Origin of the sequence: Microbacterium sp. JAI119, from assembly GCF_013410135.1 — a bacterium.
GTDB classification, from domain to species: Bacteria; Actinomycetota; Actinomycetes; order Actinomycetales; family Microbacteriaceae; genus Microbacterium; species Microbacterium oxydans.
On record NZ_JACCCK010000001.1, the window covers coordinates 125,223 to 140,552 of the forward strand.

At 69.7% G+C, this 15,330-nt stretch carries 17 protein-coding genes; 8 read left to right on the forward strand and 9 right to left on the reverse strand.

The features are described 5' to 3' along the window. Positions 1 to 2: 2 nt before the first annotated feature. Both HDC31_RS00525 and HDC31_RS00530 read right to left on the reverse strand, forming a co-directional pair. Positions 3 to 1,712, reverse strand: coding sequence for an AMP-binding protein (locus HDC31_RS00525; RefSeq protein ID WP_179515713.1), 1,710 nt, complete (start codon positions 1,710 to 1,712; stop codon positions 3 to 5). Positions 1,713 to 1,795: 83 nt separating this feature from the next. Next, positions 1,796 to 2,263 carry an Lrp/AsnC family transcriptional regulator gene (locus tag HDC31_RS00530; protein WP_052748772.1) on the reverse strand — a complete coding sequence of 156 codons (468 nt, stop codon included), beginning with the start codon at positions 2,261 to 2,263 and terminating at the stop codon, positions 1,796 to 1,798. 112 nt (positions 2,264 to 2,375) lie between these two features. On the opposite strand from HDC31_RS00530, the gene HDC31_RS00535 reads away from it, so the two are divergent. Beyond that, the gene (locus HDC31_RS00535; protein WP_179515714.1) at positions 2,376 to 3,626 is read left to right on the forward strand and encodes a PLP-dependent aspartate aminotransferase family protein; all 1,251 of its coding nucleotides are present in this window, start codon (positions 2,376 to 2,378) and stop codon (positions 3,624 to 3,626) included. A 54-nt stretch (positions 3,627 to 3,680) separates the two neighbouring features. On the opposite strand, the gene HDC31_RS00540 is transcribed toward HDC31_RS00535, so the two are convergent. Then, positions 3,681 to 4,154, reverse strand: a complete 474-nt coding sequence (locus tag HDC31_RS00540; protein WP_046748603.1) for an acyl-CoA thioesterase — start codon at positions 4,152 to 4,154, stop codon at positions 3,681 to 3,683. A gap of 215 nt (positions 4,155 to 4,369) precedes the next feature. Between HDC31_RS00540 and HDC31_RS00545 the strand changes: the two genes are divergently transcribed. The 3 genes from HDC31_RS00545 (at position 4,370) to HDC31_RS00555 (ending at position 7,180) form a co-directional block, all read left to right on the forward strand. Further along, the gene (locus HDC31_RS00545) at positions 4,370 to 5,797 is read left to right on the forward strand and encodes a hypothetical protein (RefSeq protein ID WP_179515715.1); all 1,428 of its coding nucleotides are present in this window, start codon (positions 4,370 to 4,372) and stop codon (positions 5,795 to 5,797) included. Positions 5,798 to 5,978: 181 nt separating this feature from the next. After that, entirely contained in the window at positions 5,979 to 6,593 is a 615-nt protein-coding gene (locus HDC31_RS00550) for a ClpP family protease (protein ID WP_179515716.1), read from the forward strand. Continuing rightward, positions 6,590 to 7,180, forward strand: coding sequence for a ClpP family protease (locus HDC31_RS00555; RefSeq protein ID WP_046748606.1), 591 nt, complete (start codon positions 6,590 to 6,592; stop codon positions 7,178 to 7,180). Before HDC31_RS00550 ends, HDC31_RS00555 begins: the two co-directional genes overlap by 4 nt. Positions 7,181 to 7,417: 237 nt before the next feature. Here HDC31_RS00555 and HDC31_RS00560 read toward each other — a convergent pair whose 3' ends face one another. The 4 genes from HDC31_RS00560 to ribA all read right to left on the reverse strand — a co-directional run bounded on the left by HDC31_RS00560 (position 7,418) and on the right by ribA (position 9,978). Beyond that, positions 7,418 to 7,747 carry a helix-turn-helix domain-containing protein gene (locus HDC31_RS00560; protein WP_113680320.1) on the reverse strand — a complete coding sequence of 110 codons (330 nt, stop codon included), beginning with the start codon at positions 7,745 to 7,747 and terminating at the stop codon, positions 7,418 to 7,420. Positions 7,748 to 7,813: 66 nt separating this feature from the next. After that, positions 7,814 to 8,731 (reverse strand): helix-turn-helix domain-containing protein, encoded by a 918-nt coding sequence (locus tag HDC31_RS00565; protein WP_113680319.1) that lies wholly within the window; start codon positions 8,729 to 8,731, stop codon positions 7,814 to 7,816. Positions 8,732 to 8,800: 69 nt separating this feature from the next. Further along, positions 8,801 to 9,289, reverse strand: coding sequence for a MarR family winged helix-turn-helix transcriptional regulator (locus HDC31_RS00570; RefSeq protein ID WP_058632825.1), 489 nt, complete (start codon positions 9,287 to 9,289; stop codon positions 8,801 to 8,803). A 29-nt stretch (positions 9,290 to 9,318) separates the two neighbouring features. Beyond that, on the reverse strand, positions 9,319 to 9,978 hold the full coding sequence (gene ribA, locus HDC31_RS00575) for a GTP cyclohydrolase II (RefSeq protein ID WP_058632826.1): 660 nt from the start codon (positions 9,976 to 9,978) through the stop codon (positions 9,319 to 9,321). Positions 9,979 to 10,106: 128 nt separating this feature from the next. Here ribA and HDC31_RS00580 point away from each other — a divergent pair, with 128 nt between their 5' ends. Next, a complete protein-coding gene (locus HDC31_RS00580; RefSeq protein ID WP_046748610.1) occupies positions 10,107 to 11,126 on the forward strand; it encodes a zinc-dependent alcohol dehydrogenase family protein in 1,020 nt (339 codons plus the stop codon). Here the strand turns inward: HDC31_RS00580 and HDC31_RS00585 are convergent. Beyond that, a complete protein-coding gene (locus tag HDC31_RS00585; protein ID WP_046748611.1) occupies positions 11,116 to 12,039 on the reverse strand; it encodes a DMT family transporter in 924 nt (307 codons plus the stop codon). The two genes, HDC31_RS00580 and HDC31_RS00585, sit on opposite strands and share 11 nt — an antisense overlap. A 170-nt stretch (positions 12,040 to 12,209) precedes the next feature. On the opposite strand from HDC31_RS00585, the gene HDC31_RS00590 reads away from it, so the two are divergent. Beyond that, positions 12,210 to 13,049 (forward strand): sulfurtransferase, encoded by an 840-nt coding sequence (locus tag HDC31_RS00590; RefSeq protein WP_113680386.1) that lies wholly within the window; start codon positions 12,210 to 12,212, stop codon positions 13,047 to 13,049. Here HDC31_RS00590 and HDC31_RS00595 read toward each other — a convergent pair. Further along, positions 13,037 to 13,960, reverse strand: a complete 924-nt coding sequence (locus HDC31_RS00595; protein ID WP_113680385.1) for a hypothetical protein — start codon at positions 13,958 to 13,960, stop codon at positions 13,037 to 13,039. The two genes, HDC31_RS00590 and HDC31_RS00595, sit on opposite strands and share 13 nt — an antisense overlap. A gap of 305 nt (positions 13,961 to 14,265) precedes the next feature. Between HDC31_RS00595 and HDC31_RS00600 the strand changes: the two genes are divergently transcribed. Both HDC31_RS00600 and HDC31_RS00605 read left to right on the forward strand, forming a co-directional pair. Next, a complete protein-coding gene (locus HDC31_RS00600; protein WP_113680384.1) occupies positions 14,266 to 14,916 on the forward strand; it encodes an acyl-CoA synthetase in 651 nt (216 codons plus the stop codon). After that, a complete protein-coding gene (locus tag HDC31_RS00605; RefSeq protein WP_046748615.1) occupies positions 14,913 to 15,269 on the forward strand; it encodes a hypothetical protein in 357 nt (118 codons plus the stop codon). The genes HDC31_RS00600 and HDC31_RS00605 overlap by 4 nt, the downstream gene beginning before the upstream one ends. Positions 15,270 to 15,330: the final 61 nt, after the last annotated feature.

Here is a 15,330-nt window from a genome sequence, read left to right on the forward strand (position 1 = left end):
GCTCAGCGGTAGTCGCGGTCGCGGTGCTGTCCGCTCTCGTCGCCCGACTGCACCCGCTCCGCTTCGCGCGCCCTCAGCTCCACACGGCGGATCTTGCCCGAGATCGTCTTCGGCAGCTCGGGCACGAACTCGATGATCCGCACCCACAGATGCGATGACAGGCGCTCGTGCGCGTACGCGAAGATCGCACGCGCCGCCTCGGTCTCGGTGTTCGTGGAGTCCGGAGTAAGGCAGACGTAGGCCTTCGGCACGGCCAGGCGCGTGGGATCGGGGCTCGGGATCACGGCCGCCTCGACCACGAGCTCATGCTCGAGCAGCACCGACTCGAGCTCGAAGGGCGAGATCTTGTAGTCCGAGGCCTTGAACACGTCGTCGGAGCGACCCACGTAGGTGAGGTACCCCTCGTCGTCGCGCACGGCGATGTCGCCGGTGTGGTGGTAGCCGCCCGCCCGGGACTCCGCGGTCTTCTCAGGGTCGTCGTAGTACCCGGCCATGAGCCCGAGCGGCGGGTGCGCCAGGTCGAGCGCGATCTCGCCCTCTCCGTCGACGACCTCTCTTGTGACGGGGTCCAGCAGCACGACCGGGTACCCGGGCAGAGGTCGTCCCATGGACCCGACCTTGACGGTCTGCCCGGGAGAGTTCCCGATGCAGGCCGTCATCTCGGTCTGTCCGAAACCGTCGCGGATCGTTCCGCCCCAGGCTTCCCGCACCCTGTCGATGACTTCGGGGTTCAGGGGTTCTCCCGCGCCCACGAGCTCGCGTGGCGGGTGCGTCAGGCGGGCGAGGTCGGCCTGGATCAGCATGCGCCACACCGTCGGCGGCGCGCAGAAGGTCGACACGTGATGGGTGTCCATCACCTGCATGAGGGTGTTCGCGTCGAAGCGGGCGTAGTTGTAGACGAAGACGGTCGCCTCGGCGAGGAACGGCGAGTAGAAGCTCGACCAGGCATGCTTGGCCCACCCCGGCGACGAGATGTTCAGGTGCACGTCGTCGGGGCGCACGCCGAGCCACCACATGGTCGACAGGTGTCCGATCGGGTACGAGGCGTGCGTGTGCTGCACGAGCTTGGGCCGGTTGGTGGTGCCGGAGGTGAAGTAGAGCAGTGCCGTGTCGGATGACGGGGTGGGGCCGTCGGGTTCGAAGCTCGTGGGCGCCGCTGCGGCGTCGTCGAAGGGCGCCCATCCGGACGGCAGGTCAGCGCCCACGCCGATGCGCAGGATGCCGGGGTCGATGCCGGTGAGGCGGTCGGCGAGCGTTCCGAGCGTGACGACAGCTCGTGCGCGCCCGTGATCGACGCGGTAGGCGAGATCCGCCGCGGACAGGAGCGAGGATGTCGGGATCGAGACGGCTCCGACCTTCGTGATCGCCAGCATCACCTCCCACAGCTCGATCGTGTTGTTCAGCATGACGATCACGTGGTCGCCGCGGCGGATACCTATGCGGGTGAGCCAGGCGGCCACCTGGTCGGAGCGCGTCGAGAGCTCCCCGTAAGTCCAGGAGTGCAGGCTCAGATCGGCCTCCACGATCTGCACGGCCGGTCGGTCGGGTTTCTCGCCGGCGATGACGTCGAACCACTCGAGCGCGAAGTTGAACTCGTCGACCTCGGGCCAGACGAATCCCTCTCGCGCCGCGGCGTAGTCGGTCGCGTTCGTGAAGAGGAAGTCCCGCATCTCCCGGATGGTGTGCGTGGCGGCGGTGGCGCTGCGGCTCATGGTGCTCCCTTGCTCCTTGCTGGCGTGCACTCCATCCTGGCCCATGGGTCGGCGCCAGGAGAACGGTCAGCCAAGGAGAGCGGTCAGGGGGAGAGGACCCCCGGTCCGTCGCGGAGCTCGAAGACGAGCTGGGTCTCGGTGCCGCGGACGACGGGGTGGATCGTGATGTGCTCGAGCACGATGTCGCGCAGTGCCGTCGCGTCCTGCACGGCGACGTGCACCAGGAAGTCGTCGACACCGGCGACGTGGAACACCTGCAGGACACGAGGGATGCCGGCGAGCGCGTCGAAGAGCGCTGTGACCTTGGCTCCGGTGTGGTTGGCGAGGCGCACCTTGATGATCGCCTGCAGGGGGAAGCCGAGAGCCGCCCCGTCGACGCGGATACGGGTGTCGCGGATCACACCGCGCTCGCGCAGTGCCCGCACCCGATGCGCGCACGTGGATTCGGCGAGACCGAGCCGATGCGCGAGCGCCTTGTTGGTGGTCTCGGCGTCGCGGGTCAGCACCGCGAGCAGCTCGAGGTCGATCTCGTCGAGTTGTGCTTTCGCCAACGTGAGGCCTCCTCGCCTGCGGGACATTGCACACAATAGCGTTCCGGTTCCTCGATTCGGCGTGCTCTGTCGAATTCCTGCGCTTCTGCCGTGATTCCAGCAACGTGGAGTCATGACTGCACCGCTGCATCCCGATACCGTCGCCGTCCACAGCGGGCGCTCCGATCTGGAGGGTCTCGGGGTGCATGCGCTGCCGATCGACCTGTCGACGACCAATCCGCTGCCCGACATCGAGCGCGGTGGCGACTCGTACGAGGCCATGGCGACGGGCGGTCGTCCCCCGGCCGACGGCAGCATGGTCTACGCGCGGCTGTGGAACCCGACGGTGGCTCGGTTCGAAGAGGCGCTCGCCGAGCTCGAGCACGCCGACGCCTCCGTGGCCTTCGCCTCTGGCATGGCCGCGATGACGGCGGTGATCCTCGCTCACACCGGAGCCACCGGCGCGCGGCACGTCGTCGCGGTGCGTCCGCTCTACGGCGGCACCGACCATCTGCTCGGCTCCGGGCTGCTCGGTGTCGAGACCACCTATTGCCACCCCGACGAAGTGGCGGCGGCCATGCGTCCCGACACCGGCCTGGTCGTGGTGGAGACGCCGGCGAATCCCACCCTCGACATCGCCGACATCGCCGACGTGGTGCGGCAGGCGGGCGCGGTCCCGGTCGTGGTCGACAACACGTTCGCGACCCCTGTGCTGCAGAACCCCATCGATCTGGGGGCCGCGATGTCACTGCACAGCGCCACGAAGTACCTCGGCGGCCACGGCGACGTGATCGCCGGCGTGGTCGCCTGCAGCGAGGAGACCGCGGAGGCGCTTCGCCGCGTGCGGGCCGTGACCGGCGGGCTGCTGCATCCGCTCGGTGCCTATCTGCTGCACCGCGGTCTCACCACGCTGCCGGTGCGGGTGCGGCACCAGCAGGAGAGCGCGCGTCGGATCGTGCAGTGGCTGAGCGACCGGCCCGAGGTGGCGGAGGTGTTCTATCCGGGACTCGGCGGCGACCCGCGCGGCATCCTGCAGCGGCAGATGCGTGGCACCGGCGCGATGATCGCGATGCGCATGCGTGGCGGGTTCGCCGCGGCCTCCGCCGTCACGACGGCGACCGCATTGTTCACGCACGCGGTCTCGCTCGGCGGTGTGGATTCGCTGATCCAGCATCCGGCGGCGCTCACCCATCGGCCGGTGCCGCCGGAGGCCCGTCCGGCAGCCGACGTGCTGCGGCTGTCGATCGGGTTGGAGGACGTCGACGACCTGATCGCCGATCTCGCCCAGGCCTTTGCGGCCGTACCGGCCTTCGATGATGAAGCGCCGCTCACCGACCGGGTCACCTCCTCGCGCGACGCACACCGGGGGGCAGTGCGCGCCTGAGGGGGTGACTCAGCGCCCGCGAACCCGTCGGCTCGGCGCCGCATCGGCCGTGACTCACGGCGAGGGGAGGCGGATCGTCCCGGTCGCGAGGCGCTCCGTCGGCATCCGGTCGCGGTCGTAGGTGATCTCGTCGTACCCGTGCGGGGTCGGCACTCCGTCGTCGTCGAGGCTCACGAACACGATCTTGTCGATCGTGAGGATGCGCTTGCGCGTGATCATGTTCCTCGCCACCGCGCGCATGGTCAGCGACGTGGTGCCGAAATGCGTCGCCTGCAGGCCGATCTCGATCAGGTCGCCCTGCACGGCCGAGGCCTCGAAGTTGATCTCCGAGATGTGCTTGGTGACGGCGCGATAGTTGCCCAGCTGCACGATCGCGTAGATCGCCGCTTCCTCGTCTATCCACTTCAACAGACTCCCGCCGAACAGGGAGCCGTTCGCGTTCAGGTCCTCGGGGCGCACCCATTTGCGGGTGCGGAAGTTGAGTCCGTCCTCCGACCACTGCCACGCCGGTGCCTTCTTCTTCGCCATGCGCACGAGGCTAGGCGGCGCGTGAGTCGGAGATGTTACGGCCCGTTTTCGCGGAGGACACGGCCGTCGGCCACGTCCCTTTGTGCATACCTCACAAGAAACTCAGTGTCATGAGCGCTGGAACTTGGTTTCGAGCGGCAAATCCGTCACTCGCGCCTCGGCGCAGCCATACAGTCACCGGTGGCAACGACGCCACTGACCCCCAGGAGTCCTCGATGACGAGTACCACGCCCCATTCGCACGGAATCGGCATGCGCATCGCCGTCATCGTGCTCAGCCTGCTGCTGGCCGCCATGGTGGTCCTGTTCTTGGTGACCACCGGCAAGATCGCCGCCGGTGCCTCCGAACTCGCCGACGGCACGACATCGGCCAAGGATGGTTCGGCCGATCTGGCAGCCGGCGCTGCAGACCTCTCCACGGGCGCATCACGCCTGGCCGAGGGCACCCAGGAGCTCGCAGCGGGAGCCGCCAGCGCGCAGGAAGGATCGCAGAAGCTGAGCGACGGTGCCACGACCGCAGCGACCGGCGCGACGACCCTGGCCGAGGGGACGAACAGCCTCGCCGCCGGCGCATCGACCGCCGTGGTCGGTGCGGGCAAGGTCAGCGGAGGTGCGCAGACGGCGCTCGCCGGAGCGCAGGAGCTCGCGACGAAGATGGCGCAGGCGGATGCCGGTGCGCAGACCCTCTCTTCCGGGATGTCCACCCTCGCCGCCGGTGTGAACGGCGCGCACGCGTATGCGAACGGCGTGCTCGTCGGCGCGACGCAGCTCAGCGACACCCTCGGAACCAAGGTGAACGCCGACGTGGTGGCTCTCGCGCAGCCGGGAGCGAAGACGCTTCTCCAGGGCGTCGCGGCCACGGCGCCCGGCCACTCGCAGCAGCTCGCCGACGCCCTCGCGGGGATGCTCGCCGCCGACCCGGAGAACCCGCAGCTGAAGGCTCTCGCCGCTCTCGCCGCCGGAGTCGACCAGGAGGTCGATGCGATGGCTCCCGTCGCGGCCAAGGGCTCCGACCTCGCGCAGGGACTCGTCGCGGCCGCTGCCGGATCGGCTCAGGTGACGGGTGGCGTGAATGCGCTCATCAGCGGTGACGCCGCCCGCCAGTGGCCAGGCACCGCAGCACTCGTCGCTCCCCAGGGGGTGCCCGCTCTGGTCGCCGGCGCGCAGGCTCTGCACTCCGGCACGACGCAGCTCTCGGCAGGCGCATCGAGGCTCGCCGCGGGCCTGCAGACCCTCTCGACCGGGGCATCCGCCCTCTACTCGGGAACGGCGAACCTCAGCGCAGGCGCGACTCGCCTGAACGACGGCGCGACGACGCTCGCCACCGGCGTCGGGACGCTGCAGACCGGCGCGGGCGACCTGAACGTCGGGATCGAGAAGCTCTCCGCGGGCGCCACCACCGTCGCGAACGGCTCGGGCGAGCTCGCGGCCGGCGGCGACAAGCTCGAGGCCGGTGCTGCCGACCTCGCCGCGGGCAACGGCCTGATCGCGGACGGGTCCGGCACGCTCGCCACCGCGACGGCCGGGGCTGCCCCGTCCATGACGCCGTGGGGCCTCGGTATCGCCCTCGCCGGGCTGATCGCGATCGGCTTCTGGGTCGGTCACCGCGTCTCCCATCGACGCGCGCTGGCCCTGGCGGTCTGACTCCCCGACCCCGCCCGACGCCACCCCGCCCGGCCCACCCCCGCCCCGCCCGGCCCACCCCCGCCCCGCCCGGCCCACCCCAGCGCCCTGAGCGGATGTCTCCCACCGGCATCCGCTCAGGGCAGAGCCGCTCAGGGCGGATTCGCGCCGTCCGCGATGTGCTGCGGCCGATGCTGGGGGCATGAGCGAAGACAACCCCATCCCGCAGTTCGGTCCCGAAGCCCGGCGCGCGCTGTTCCACGAGCGGGTGCTCGTGCTCGACGGCGCCCTCGACGACGACAACGGCACGCTGCTGATGACGCAGCTGCTCGCGCTGTCGGCAGAGGACCCCACGGCAGACATCGCCTTGTGGATCCACTCGCCCGGCGGGTCAGTGCCCTCGATGCTCGCGCTCCGCGACATCATGCGGCTGATCCCCAATGATGTCGCGACCTTGGCTCTCGGTCTCGCGTGCAGCGCCGGGCAGTTCCTGCTCTCCGCCGGCACCCCGGGCAAACGCCGGGCGCTTCCGCACGCTCGGATCCTCATGCATCAGGGGTCCGCGGGCATCGGCGGCTCCGCGGGAGAGCTCGAGACGCAGGCCGACGACCTGCGGCACATGCGCGACACCGTGCTCGGACTGATCGCCGACGACACCGGTCAGCCCGTCGCGCGCATCTTCGAGGACTCGCTGCACGACCGCTGGTACACCGCGACGCAGGCGCAGGACTACGGCTTCATCGACGCGATCGTGGTCTCGATCGGCGACGTGATGCCGCGACGACGCGCGCGCGTCGGTCTGGGGGTGGACGCATGAGCACCTACTCGATCCCCAACGTCATCGCGCAGCATCCCCGAGGCGAGCGCATCATGGACGTGTACTCGCATCTGCTCGCGGAGCGCGTCATCTACCTCGGCACCGGCATCGATGCGGGGGTCGCGAACGCCCTCATCGCACAGCTGCTGCACCTCGACGCGGACAGCCCGGAATCCGGCATCCAGTTCTACATCAACAGCGAGGGCGGCGATCCAGGGGCCGCGCTGGCGATCTACGACACCATGCAGCACATCCGTCCGCGCATCGCGACGACCTGCGTCGGCCAGGCCATCGGCCCCGCGGCGCTCCTGGTCGCTGCAGGAGACGTGGGGGAGCGGGCGGCCCTCGCCCACGCGCGCATCGTTCTGCATCAGCCCGCAGGGCAGTCGCGCGGTGCGATCCCCGACCTCATCCTTGCCGCCGACGAAGTGGTGCGGGTGCGTTCCGACATGGAGGAGATCCTGGCCAGGCACAGCGGTCGCACGGTCGCCGAACTCCGAGCCGACACAGACCGTGATCGGGTGTTCACGGCACCCGCCGCGCTCGACTACGGACTGATCGACACCGTGCTCGGCGCGCGGAGCTGAGGCGGCGTCCGGGCTGCCGGACGGATGCATGAGCGACGGGCGGCTGCATGACCGACGCGGGACCTGTGGTCATGCATCCGTCCGTCGCTCATGCAGATGACGGGTCAGGGACCAGATGACGGGTCAGCGACCAGGTGACGGGTCAGCGACCAGGTGACGGGTCAGCGACCAGATGACGGGTCAGGACCAGATGACGGGTCAGGACCAGATGACGGGCCAGCGACCACGGGTTCGGGGTCAGGCGGCGAGGGCGAACGCGCCACGCGAGGGGGCCGTCGATCGCAGACTGTCGGCCACGTCGCTGGTGAGCTCGATCAGACTCGTGTCGAGCGCACCGGCGATCGCGGCGATCATCTCGCTCGACGGCTCCTTCAACCCGCGTTCCACCTCGGAGAGGTACTGCGGCGAGACGCCGGCCTTCTCGGCGGTCTCGGTGAGCGTCTCCTCGCGGTCGTGGCGTCGACGACGCAGCTGGTCGCCGAGGAGGTGACGCCACAGCGGCTCGGGGTCGTTCGACTTCGGGCGGTCGGAGCGAGGAGTGTGCGGGAACGAGAGCAGGTCGGCCATGCCTCACGATAGGCCGAGGTGTCCGGACGGTTCGAGCGGTTCTGCTCAGAGCAGAACAGCGGGTCCTTAGGCGTCCGCGTGACCAGGGGCGGAGTCTGTCGAAGCCGAGGAGCCGGCGCCTTCGGGCGAGGGGGATGCGGCGGCATCCGTCGCCGCCCAGCTCGCGAGCATCCTCAACTTGTCGGCCGATGCCGTCCCTGGCTCCGCGGTGTAGGTCGAGAGGTGCAGCCCGGGATCGGCCGGCAGCTCGAAGGCCTCGTAGGAGAGCTCGATCTCCCCGACCACGGGATGCGTGATGCGCTTGACCCCGGTGCGGTGGAAGCGCACGTTGTGGGCGGCCCACAGCGTGCGAAACCGCTCGCTCCGCGTCGAGAGCTCGCCCACCAGGTCGGTGAGCTTCCGGTCGAACGGGTTGCGTCCGGCCTCCCCGCGCATCGCGGCCACGAGCTCCTGCGTGTTCCGATCCCACTCGGGGTAGAACTCCTTCGCGGCCGGATCGAGGAAGGCGAAGCGCGCGCTGTTCGGCTGCGGCTGCGCGAACACGGGCGCGTAGAGGGCGCGACCCAGGGCGTTCGCCGCCAGGTAGTCGAAGTAGTTGTTGCGCACGATCGCCGGAGCTTCGGTCATGGCGTCGAGCAGGCGCAGGATGCTCGGACGCAGCTCTGTCGTCTTCTTCCGTGGTGCGCGCGCGACCGGCGAGGTGTTCGCGGCGCGGGCGAGGTCGAACAGGTGCGCGGTCTCGGCCTCATCCAGCTGGAGCGCACGGGACAGCGCATCGAGCACGCTGTCCGATGCCCCGGACAGGTCTCCGCGTTCGAGACGCGTGTAGTAGTCGACGCTGACCCCCGCGAGCAGCGAGACCTCCTCGCGGCGCAGTCCGGGAACGCGGCGGTTGCCGCCGAACGCCGGGAGTCCGGCCTGATCGGGGGTGATGCGTGCGCGCCTCGTGGAGAGGAACTCGCGCACCTCGCTGCGGGTGTCCATGCATCCGACGCTACGCGCTCGACGACCGGACAGGGAGGTACTGGCGGTACCGGTGACCCGGGCCGTACGTCAGAGGGCCGCGGTCACGCCGGGGAGCAGCTTTCCGAGGATCGCCCCCAGCTGCTCGCGCTCCTCGCCGGTGAGGGGATCGAGCACGAGCTCCCGCACCTGCTCGACGTGCACGGGGGCCGCCGTGCGGAGCATCTCCCGTCCGGCCGGCGTCAGCGAGGCCGAGAGGGTGCGCTTGTCGGAGCCGCAGGAGGTGCGCTCGACCCAGCCGCGCTCCTCGAGCGAGTCCAGCGCGTGGCTCAGACGCGACCGGCTGAGGCCGGCGATGCGGGCGAGCTCGGTCATGGTCACGGCGCTCTCACCCCGGCCGGCCAGGGTGATGAGGATGGCGTAGCGGGCGTGGTTGAGACCGACCTCTTCCTTCAGCGTGCGGTCGAGCACCTGAGGGAGCAGTTGCACGAAGCGGATGACCGGCAGCCAGGTATCCATCTCGGTGTCGTCGAGCCGACGCGGATTCTGCTCCGCCGTCCCGTCCGCCTCCGAGGTCATGATGCCCTCCCGTGCTGTCGCGCCTGCCGTCATGCCGCGGACAGGTCGAGTGTGTGCGCCGTGTGGTCGCGCTTGGCCTGCAGGTAGCGGGAGTTCGACTCCGACAGGTGCACCCGGGTGGGTACACGCTCGGTCACGCGGACCCCGAGGGCTTCGAGCTGCACCGCCTTGTCGGGGTTGTTGCTCAGCAGGCGGATACCGTCGACGCCGAGCGCGTGCAGCATCTGCGCCGCCACCGTGTAGTCGCGCTCGTCCTCACCCCGGCCCAGGGCGACGTTCGCCTCGTACGTGTCGAGGCCGGCATCCTGCAGGGCGTACGCGTCGAGCTTGGCGTACAGGCCGATGCCGCGCCCCTCCTGGCGCAGGTAGAGCAGGAAGCCGCCCTCCTCCGCGATGCGCTCCACGGCCTCGCGCAGCTGAGGGCCGCAGTCACAGCGTTCCGACCCGAACACGTCGCCCGTCAGGCACTCGCTGTGCGGGCGCACGAGCGGGGCCTCGCCGCCGTCCTCCGCGCGATCGATCGCCGCCCGCCAGTCGCCCAGCCCGAGCAGCAGGTGCTCGCGGCCGTCGGCCAGCCCGTCGAAGGTGACCACGTCGGCGGTCGTGGAGAAGCCGTCGCCGAATCGCAGCGGGACGCGGACGCGGGTGCGTTCCGTCGCGACCGGAGCGACGGTTGAACTTTCAATCATGCCGGGTGCAACGCGGCCTGCTGCGGAGTATTCCCCGTGGAGCGGATTCCGAGGGGTTCCCTCAGTACCTCCCATCCGCCGTGGAATCGGAGTTGACTGGGGGTCACGCGACAGAAGGAGCATCACGAATGCGCGGAGTAGTCATGCACGCCCCAGGCGACGTCCGGGTCGAGGACAGGGAGAAGCCCACCATCACGCGGCCGACCGATGCCGTGATCCGTATCGCCGCGACCTGCATCTGCGGGTCCGACCTCTGGCCGTATCGCGGTGCGAACCCCGTGGACCACGATCCGATGGGACACGAGTACGTCGGCGTGGTCGAGGCCATCGGTGACGAGGTGCAGACGCTGGAGGTCGGCGACTTCGTGGTCGGCTCCTTCATGGCATCAGACAACACGTGCGAGATCTGCCGAGCGGGATACCAGTCCCGGTGCGTGCACGTCGTCCCGATGGGCAGGTACGGCACGCAGGCCGAGTACGCGCTCATCCCGCACGCCGACGGCACCCTGGTCGTCACTCCAGGACAGCCGGACGCCGACCTCATCCCGTCTCTGCTCGCCGCATCCGACGTCCTGGGAACCGGATGGTTCGCCGCGGTCGCCGCCGAGGTGGGGCCGGGCAAGACCGTCGCGGTCGTCGGCGACGGCGCGGTGGGTCTGCTGGGCGTCCTGGCCGCACGCGAGCTCGGCGCGGAGCGCATCATCGCGATGAGTCGCCATGCCGATCGGCAGGCTCTGGCGCGCGAGTTCGGTGCCACCGACATCGTCGAGGAGCGGGGGGACGAGGGGGTCGCCCGCATCAAGGAGCTCACGGACGGACTCGGCGCGCACTCCGTGATCGAGGCGGTCGGCACGCAGGAGTCGATGATGCAGGCGATCCGCTCCACCCGTCCCGGCGGCCACGTCGGCTATGTCGGTGTCTCCCACGATGTCGCCCTCCCCGGCGAAGAGCTCTTCTTCTCCGGAGTGCATCTGCACGGCGGCCCTGCTCCCGTGCGGCGCTTCCTCCCCGAGCTCATCCAGCTGATCTGGGACCGGAAGATCGATCCGGGCAAGGTGTTCGACCTCACGCTGCCGCTCGAGGACGCGGCGGAGGGCTACCGCGCCATGGACGAGCGACGCGCCACGAAGGTGCTGCTCACGGTGTGATGTGCGGAGGCGTGGGCTCCTGCGGACGTCGTCGCTGTCGCTGTCGCACGAGCTTCACCTCGCTCGCGAGGATCCCGAGCACGACGAGTGCGCCGCCGATGAGCGCGGTCGCGGGCAGGCGCTCGCCGGCGAGGCGTCCGATGACCCCCGCCCACACCGGCTCTCCCGCGTAGATGATGGTCGCGCGTGTGGGGGAGACCGACTTCTGCGCCCAGTTCATCGTCAGCTGGATCAGACAGCTCGCCGCTCCCAGTCCCACCGCGCAGCCGACCCAGATCCAGGAGAAATCGGGAACCCCCTCACCGACCACCGGCATGGTGAGCAGTCCCAGCAGGCCGGCTGTGAGCAGCTGCACGATCGTGATGCGTCCGAGGTCGATCTTCCCGGCGAACAGGCTGATCAGGATGATCTCGGCCGCGATCGGCAGGGTGCTGATCATGGTCGCGATCTCACCGGTGCCGAGCGTCAGGGCGAAGGCATCCGGCCCCGCGATGAACAGCAGCCCCACGAACGCCAGTCCCGCACCCGCGAATGCCATGGCCGGGGGACGCTTGCGGAACACGGCCCACTGGGCCAGCGGCACCATCGGCACGTACATCGCGGTGATGAACGCCGAGGTGCTGCTGTCTATGGTCTGCAACCCCAGCGTCTGCAGGCCGTAGCCGAGGTAGATCATGACGCCGATCGCGATGCCGGCGCCGATGTCGCGCCAGCGGATGCCGCGCAGAGCGCGTCGGAAGATCACGACGCTGATGAGCCCGGCGATGAGGAAGCGGATGCCGACGAAGAACCATGGCCCGGAGTGCTCCATGGCCCAGTGCACGAGCAGGAAGGTGCCGCCCCAGACCGCGGTGATCGCGATGAGCGCGGCTTCCTGCGGACGCAGACGCATCCACCGGAGACGAGAGGGCATCGTTGCCCCTTTCTCGACGTTGCCGGATAGAGCCTAACGGGCCGCAGTCGTCGTTCGAATCGCGCGGATGGTACCGAACAGCCGTCTGATCGAGTCAGTTGCGCGATGCGAAAGTGACGGGAGAAGACGGCCGGGCGCCGATGCCGCTGCGGACTCGGTAGCCTCGCAACATGAGCGACTTCGTGAGTGCCGTCGAACTGAACGACCTGCTGACCGGGGGTGCGCCGGTGCGTGTGATCGACGTGCGCTGGCGCCTCGATCGTCCCGACGCCGGACACGACGACTACCTCTCGGGCCACATCCCCGGCGCGGTGTTCGCCGCTCTCGACACCGAGCTCGCCACGCACGGCGAGGCCGCGGAGGGGCGCCACCCGCTCCCGTCCACGGCCACGCTCCAGGACGCGGCCCGTCGCTGGGGGGTGCGATCCGGCGACACGGTCGTCGCCTACGACGATTTCAAAGGCATCGCCGCCGCCCGCGCCTGGTGGCTCCTGCGGCAGGCCGGCGTCGACGTGCGCGTGCTCGACGGCGGCATCAGGGCATGGCGGGCTGAGGGGTTCGACATCGCGACGGACGACGTGAGTCCGGAGTCCGGCGATGTCGTGCTCGACCCGATCGGAGACGATGCGTTGTCGATCGACGAGGCCGCGGCCTTCCCGGCGTCCGGGGTGCTGATCGACGCGCGGGCCGCGGATCGGTACCGAGGCGACTCGGAACCGTTCGATCCCGTGGGTGGTCACATCCCCGGTGCGCGCAATCTTCCCGAACCCGTGCACTTCGACGCGGACGGGAAGATCCTCGACAGGGAGACGATCCTGGCGACCTTCGCCGAGGTCGGCGTGACGCCGGGGACGCTCGTTGCCGCGTACTGCGGTTCGGGTGTGACGGCTGCCCACACCGCACTTGTACTGCACGAGGTCGGCATCGAGGCCAAGGTCTTTCCCGGTTCGTGGAGCCAGTGGTCGAACACCCCGGGGCGTCCGGTCGCGGTCGGCGATCAGCCCGGTTGATCCTCGCGGGGGCCGTACCCCCACTGCAGTCCCAGCGCGCCAGGCCCGAAAGCCCGACGCACCAGGTGGACCGAGTTCCCGCGAGGCGGCGGGAGGGGGGTGATGGTGACCCCGTCCGGCGTCTCGATGTGCTCCTCGCACCAGTCCGGGATCGCGTCGGGGTGGAAGCGCGTCCACACCAGCAGCTCCCTGGCCTTCTGCGCCAGCGCGTGGCCGGTGTCGTGGGTCTCCGGGTAGTCGGGCGGGTACTCGACCGACCACTCGACCATCGCGGTCTCCGGCGCTGTCAGGGGGACGTCGAGTTCGAACAGCACACCGTGCACCTCGCCGTCCGGGTGGGAGTAGCGCGCCGCGATCCTCCCCCCTGACACGGCCTTGAGCAACGGCGCCGGCGTGCGGACGCCCGGGGTGATCTCCAGGAACGGTATCGCCGTGATCGTGCCCACCGTCGACTGCACGATGCTGCGCGTGATGCTGTACGCGACGTTGCCGTCGGCCCCGACATCCGTCACCGAATGGGTGGTGAGCTCGCGGGAGGTGTCGGGGTAGGCCGCCCCCAGCGCTCGGAAGGCCTCGATCACGGCCACCTCGAGCTCCTCCTCGTCGATCGGGAACTGGTTCGGCCCGAGGGGGCCCGTGCGATTGGTCGAGCGGAGCATCCTGCTCAGCGCGCCGGCGCGGAGTCCGAGGAGCTCCTCGATGTCGGCGAGGGCTGCCAGCGACTGCGCGCCCTCCGGTCGCCTTGCGCCCGACCGCCAGTAGCTCAGGGTCGCCATCGACACGCGGTTGCCCCGCGCCTTGAGCTGCCGCTGCAGCCAGGACAGGGTCACCGGTTTGGCGTTTATCGCGTCGCGCAGGGCGCTCGCGAAATCACCGTGCTCGGCTCTGCGCGCGTCATCTTCGAGATTCATCACAGATCCCCTCCGGTATGTGAAGATCAGCGCTTTAGAGTGAGCATACGACCGCACGCGCGTACCTCAGGGGACCGGGTGGGCATGTGGGGTCACTTGGCCGTCTTCGCGGGCAGGGTGCCCGTGCCTGCGAACGACCGGCCTGACGCAGTGATGCCCCCCTTGCTGCGTATGTCGTGAAGCCCGGCAATCGATCTGGGGAGATCCGCCGGGCTTCACGAATCCTCCCCCGCACGGCTCCCGGCGTCGCGGCCACGCAGCCTTGCGTAGACTGGGAGCAACACCCCGGAGGACTCAGGACCGTCATGTCTGCCCCTGCTCGCGCATTCACCATGCGCCACGTGCAATTGCTGCGCGCGCTGTTCGCCGCCGTCGCCGCGCTCATGATCACGTTCTCGTCTGATCACTCCGCACCCGTCGGTCTGTCCGTCTTCAGCGGTTTCGTGTTCCTCACGGCGCTCGTGCACGTGCTCGCCGCCTGGCTGGTGCTGCCGGCCGGATCGCGCTGGCCGTCCGTGCTGCTCGCCGCCGTCGGGGTGGTCGCCGGCCTCGTGAGCGGCATCCCCGTCTGGCGGTCTGACGATCTGTTCTTCGTCGTCGTCTCCTCCTGGGCGATCGTCAGCGGCGGCATCGAGCTGCTCGCAGGCATCCGCTCCCGTCGTGCCGGCGGCATGCTGTCCCGCGACGCGATCTCCGTGGGGGCGCTGGGCGTGCTGCTCGGTATCGCTCTGCTGCTGATCCCGTCCGGCTTCCTCCAGGAGTACACGATCGACGAGGCCGGCACGTTCGTGCTCTCCGGCATCATCCTGGGCGTCGGCATGTTCGGCGGCTACGCGGCGATCGTCGCGGTGTTCCTCGGCATCGCCGGCCTCACACCGAAGCAGGCCGACGCGGTCACGACGGCGTCCGATTCGAACGACAGCACCGCTCCTGCGGAGCACGGAGGAGAGCGATGAGCGACGAGAAGCCCACCCGCCGGGACATTCTGCGGCCCCTGCACCTGCTCCTCATCGCACTCGGCTGCGGTGTGTTCGCCATGGTCGTCACGCTGGTCTCCACCGGTGCCTTCACCGCGCGGGTGAACGCCTCCATCGCCAACGGCACCTACGAGGGGCTGACCCCGATCGCCCTCGGACTCGTCGTGGGCGGCGGCGCGTTCATCGTGACGCTGCTGATCCTCGCGATGCTGATCCTCGCCGTCGATCCCGCCGACGTGACGAAGACGATCGATCGTCCCGTGCTGTACGACCCGGAGCCCGAGGGCGAGAACCCCGATTCCGCGGCGCCCGGTCGCTCCGCCTCCTCCTGATCCGATAGCCCCTCGAGCAGGGTCACCCACTCGACCCCCGGCGGAACATCGGGTTAAAGCG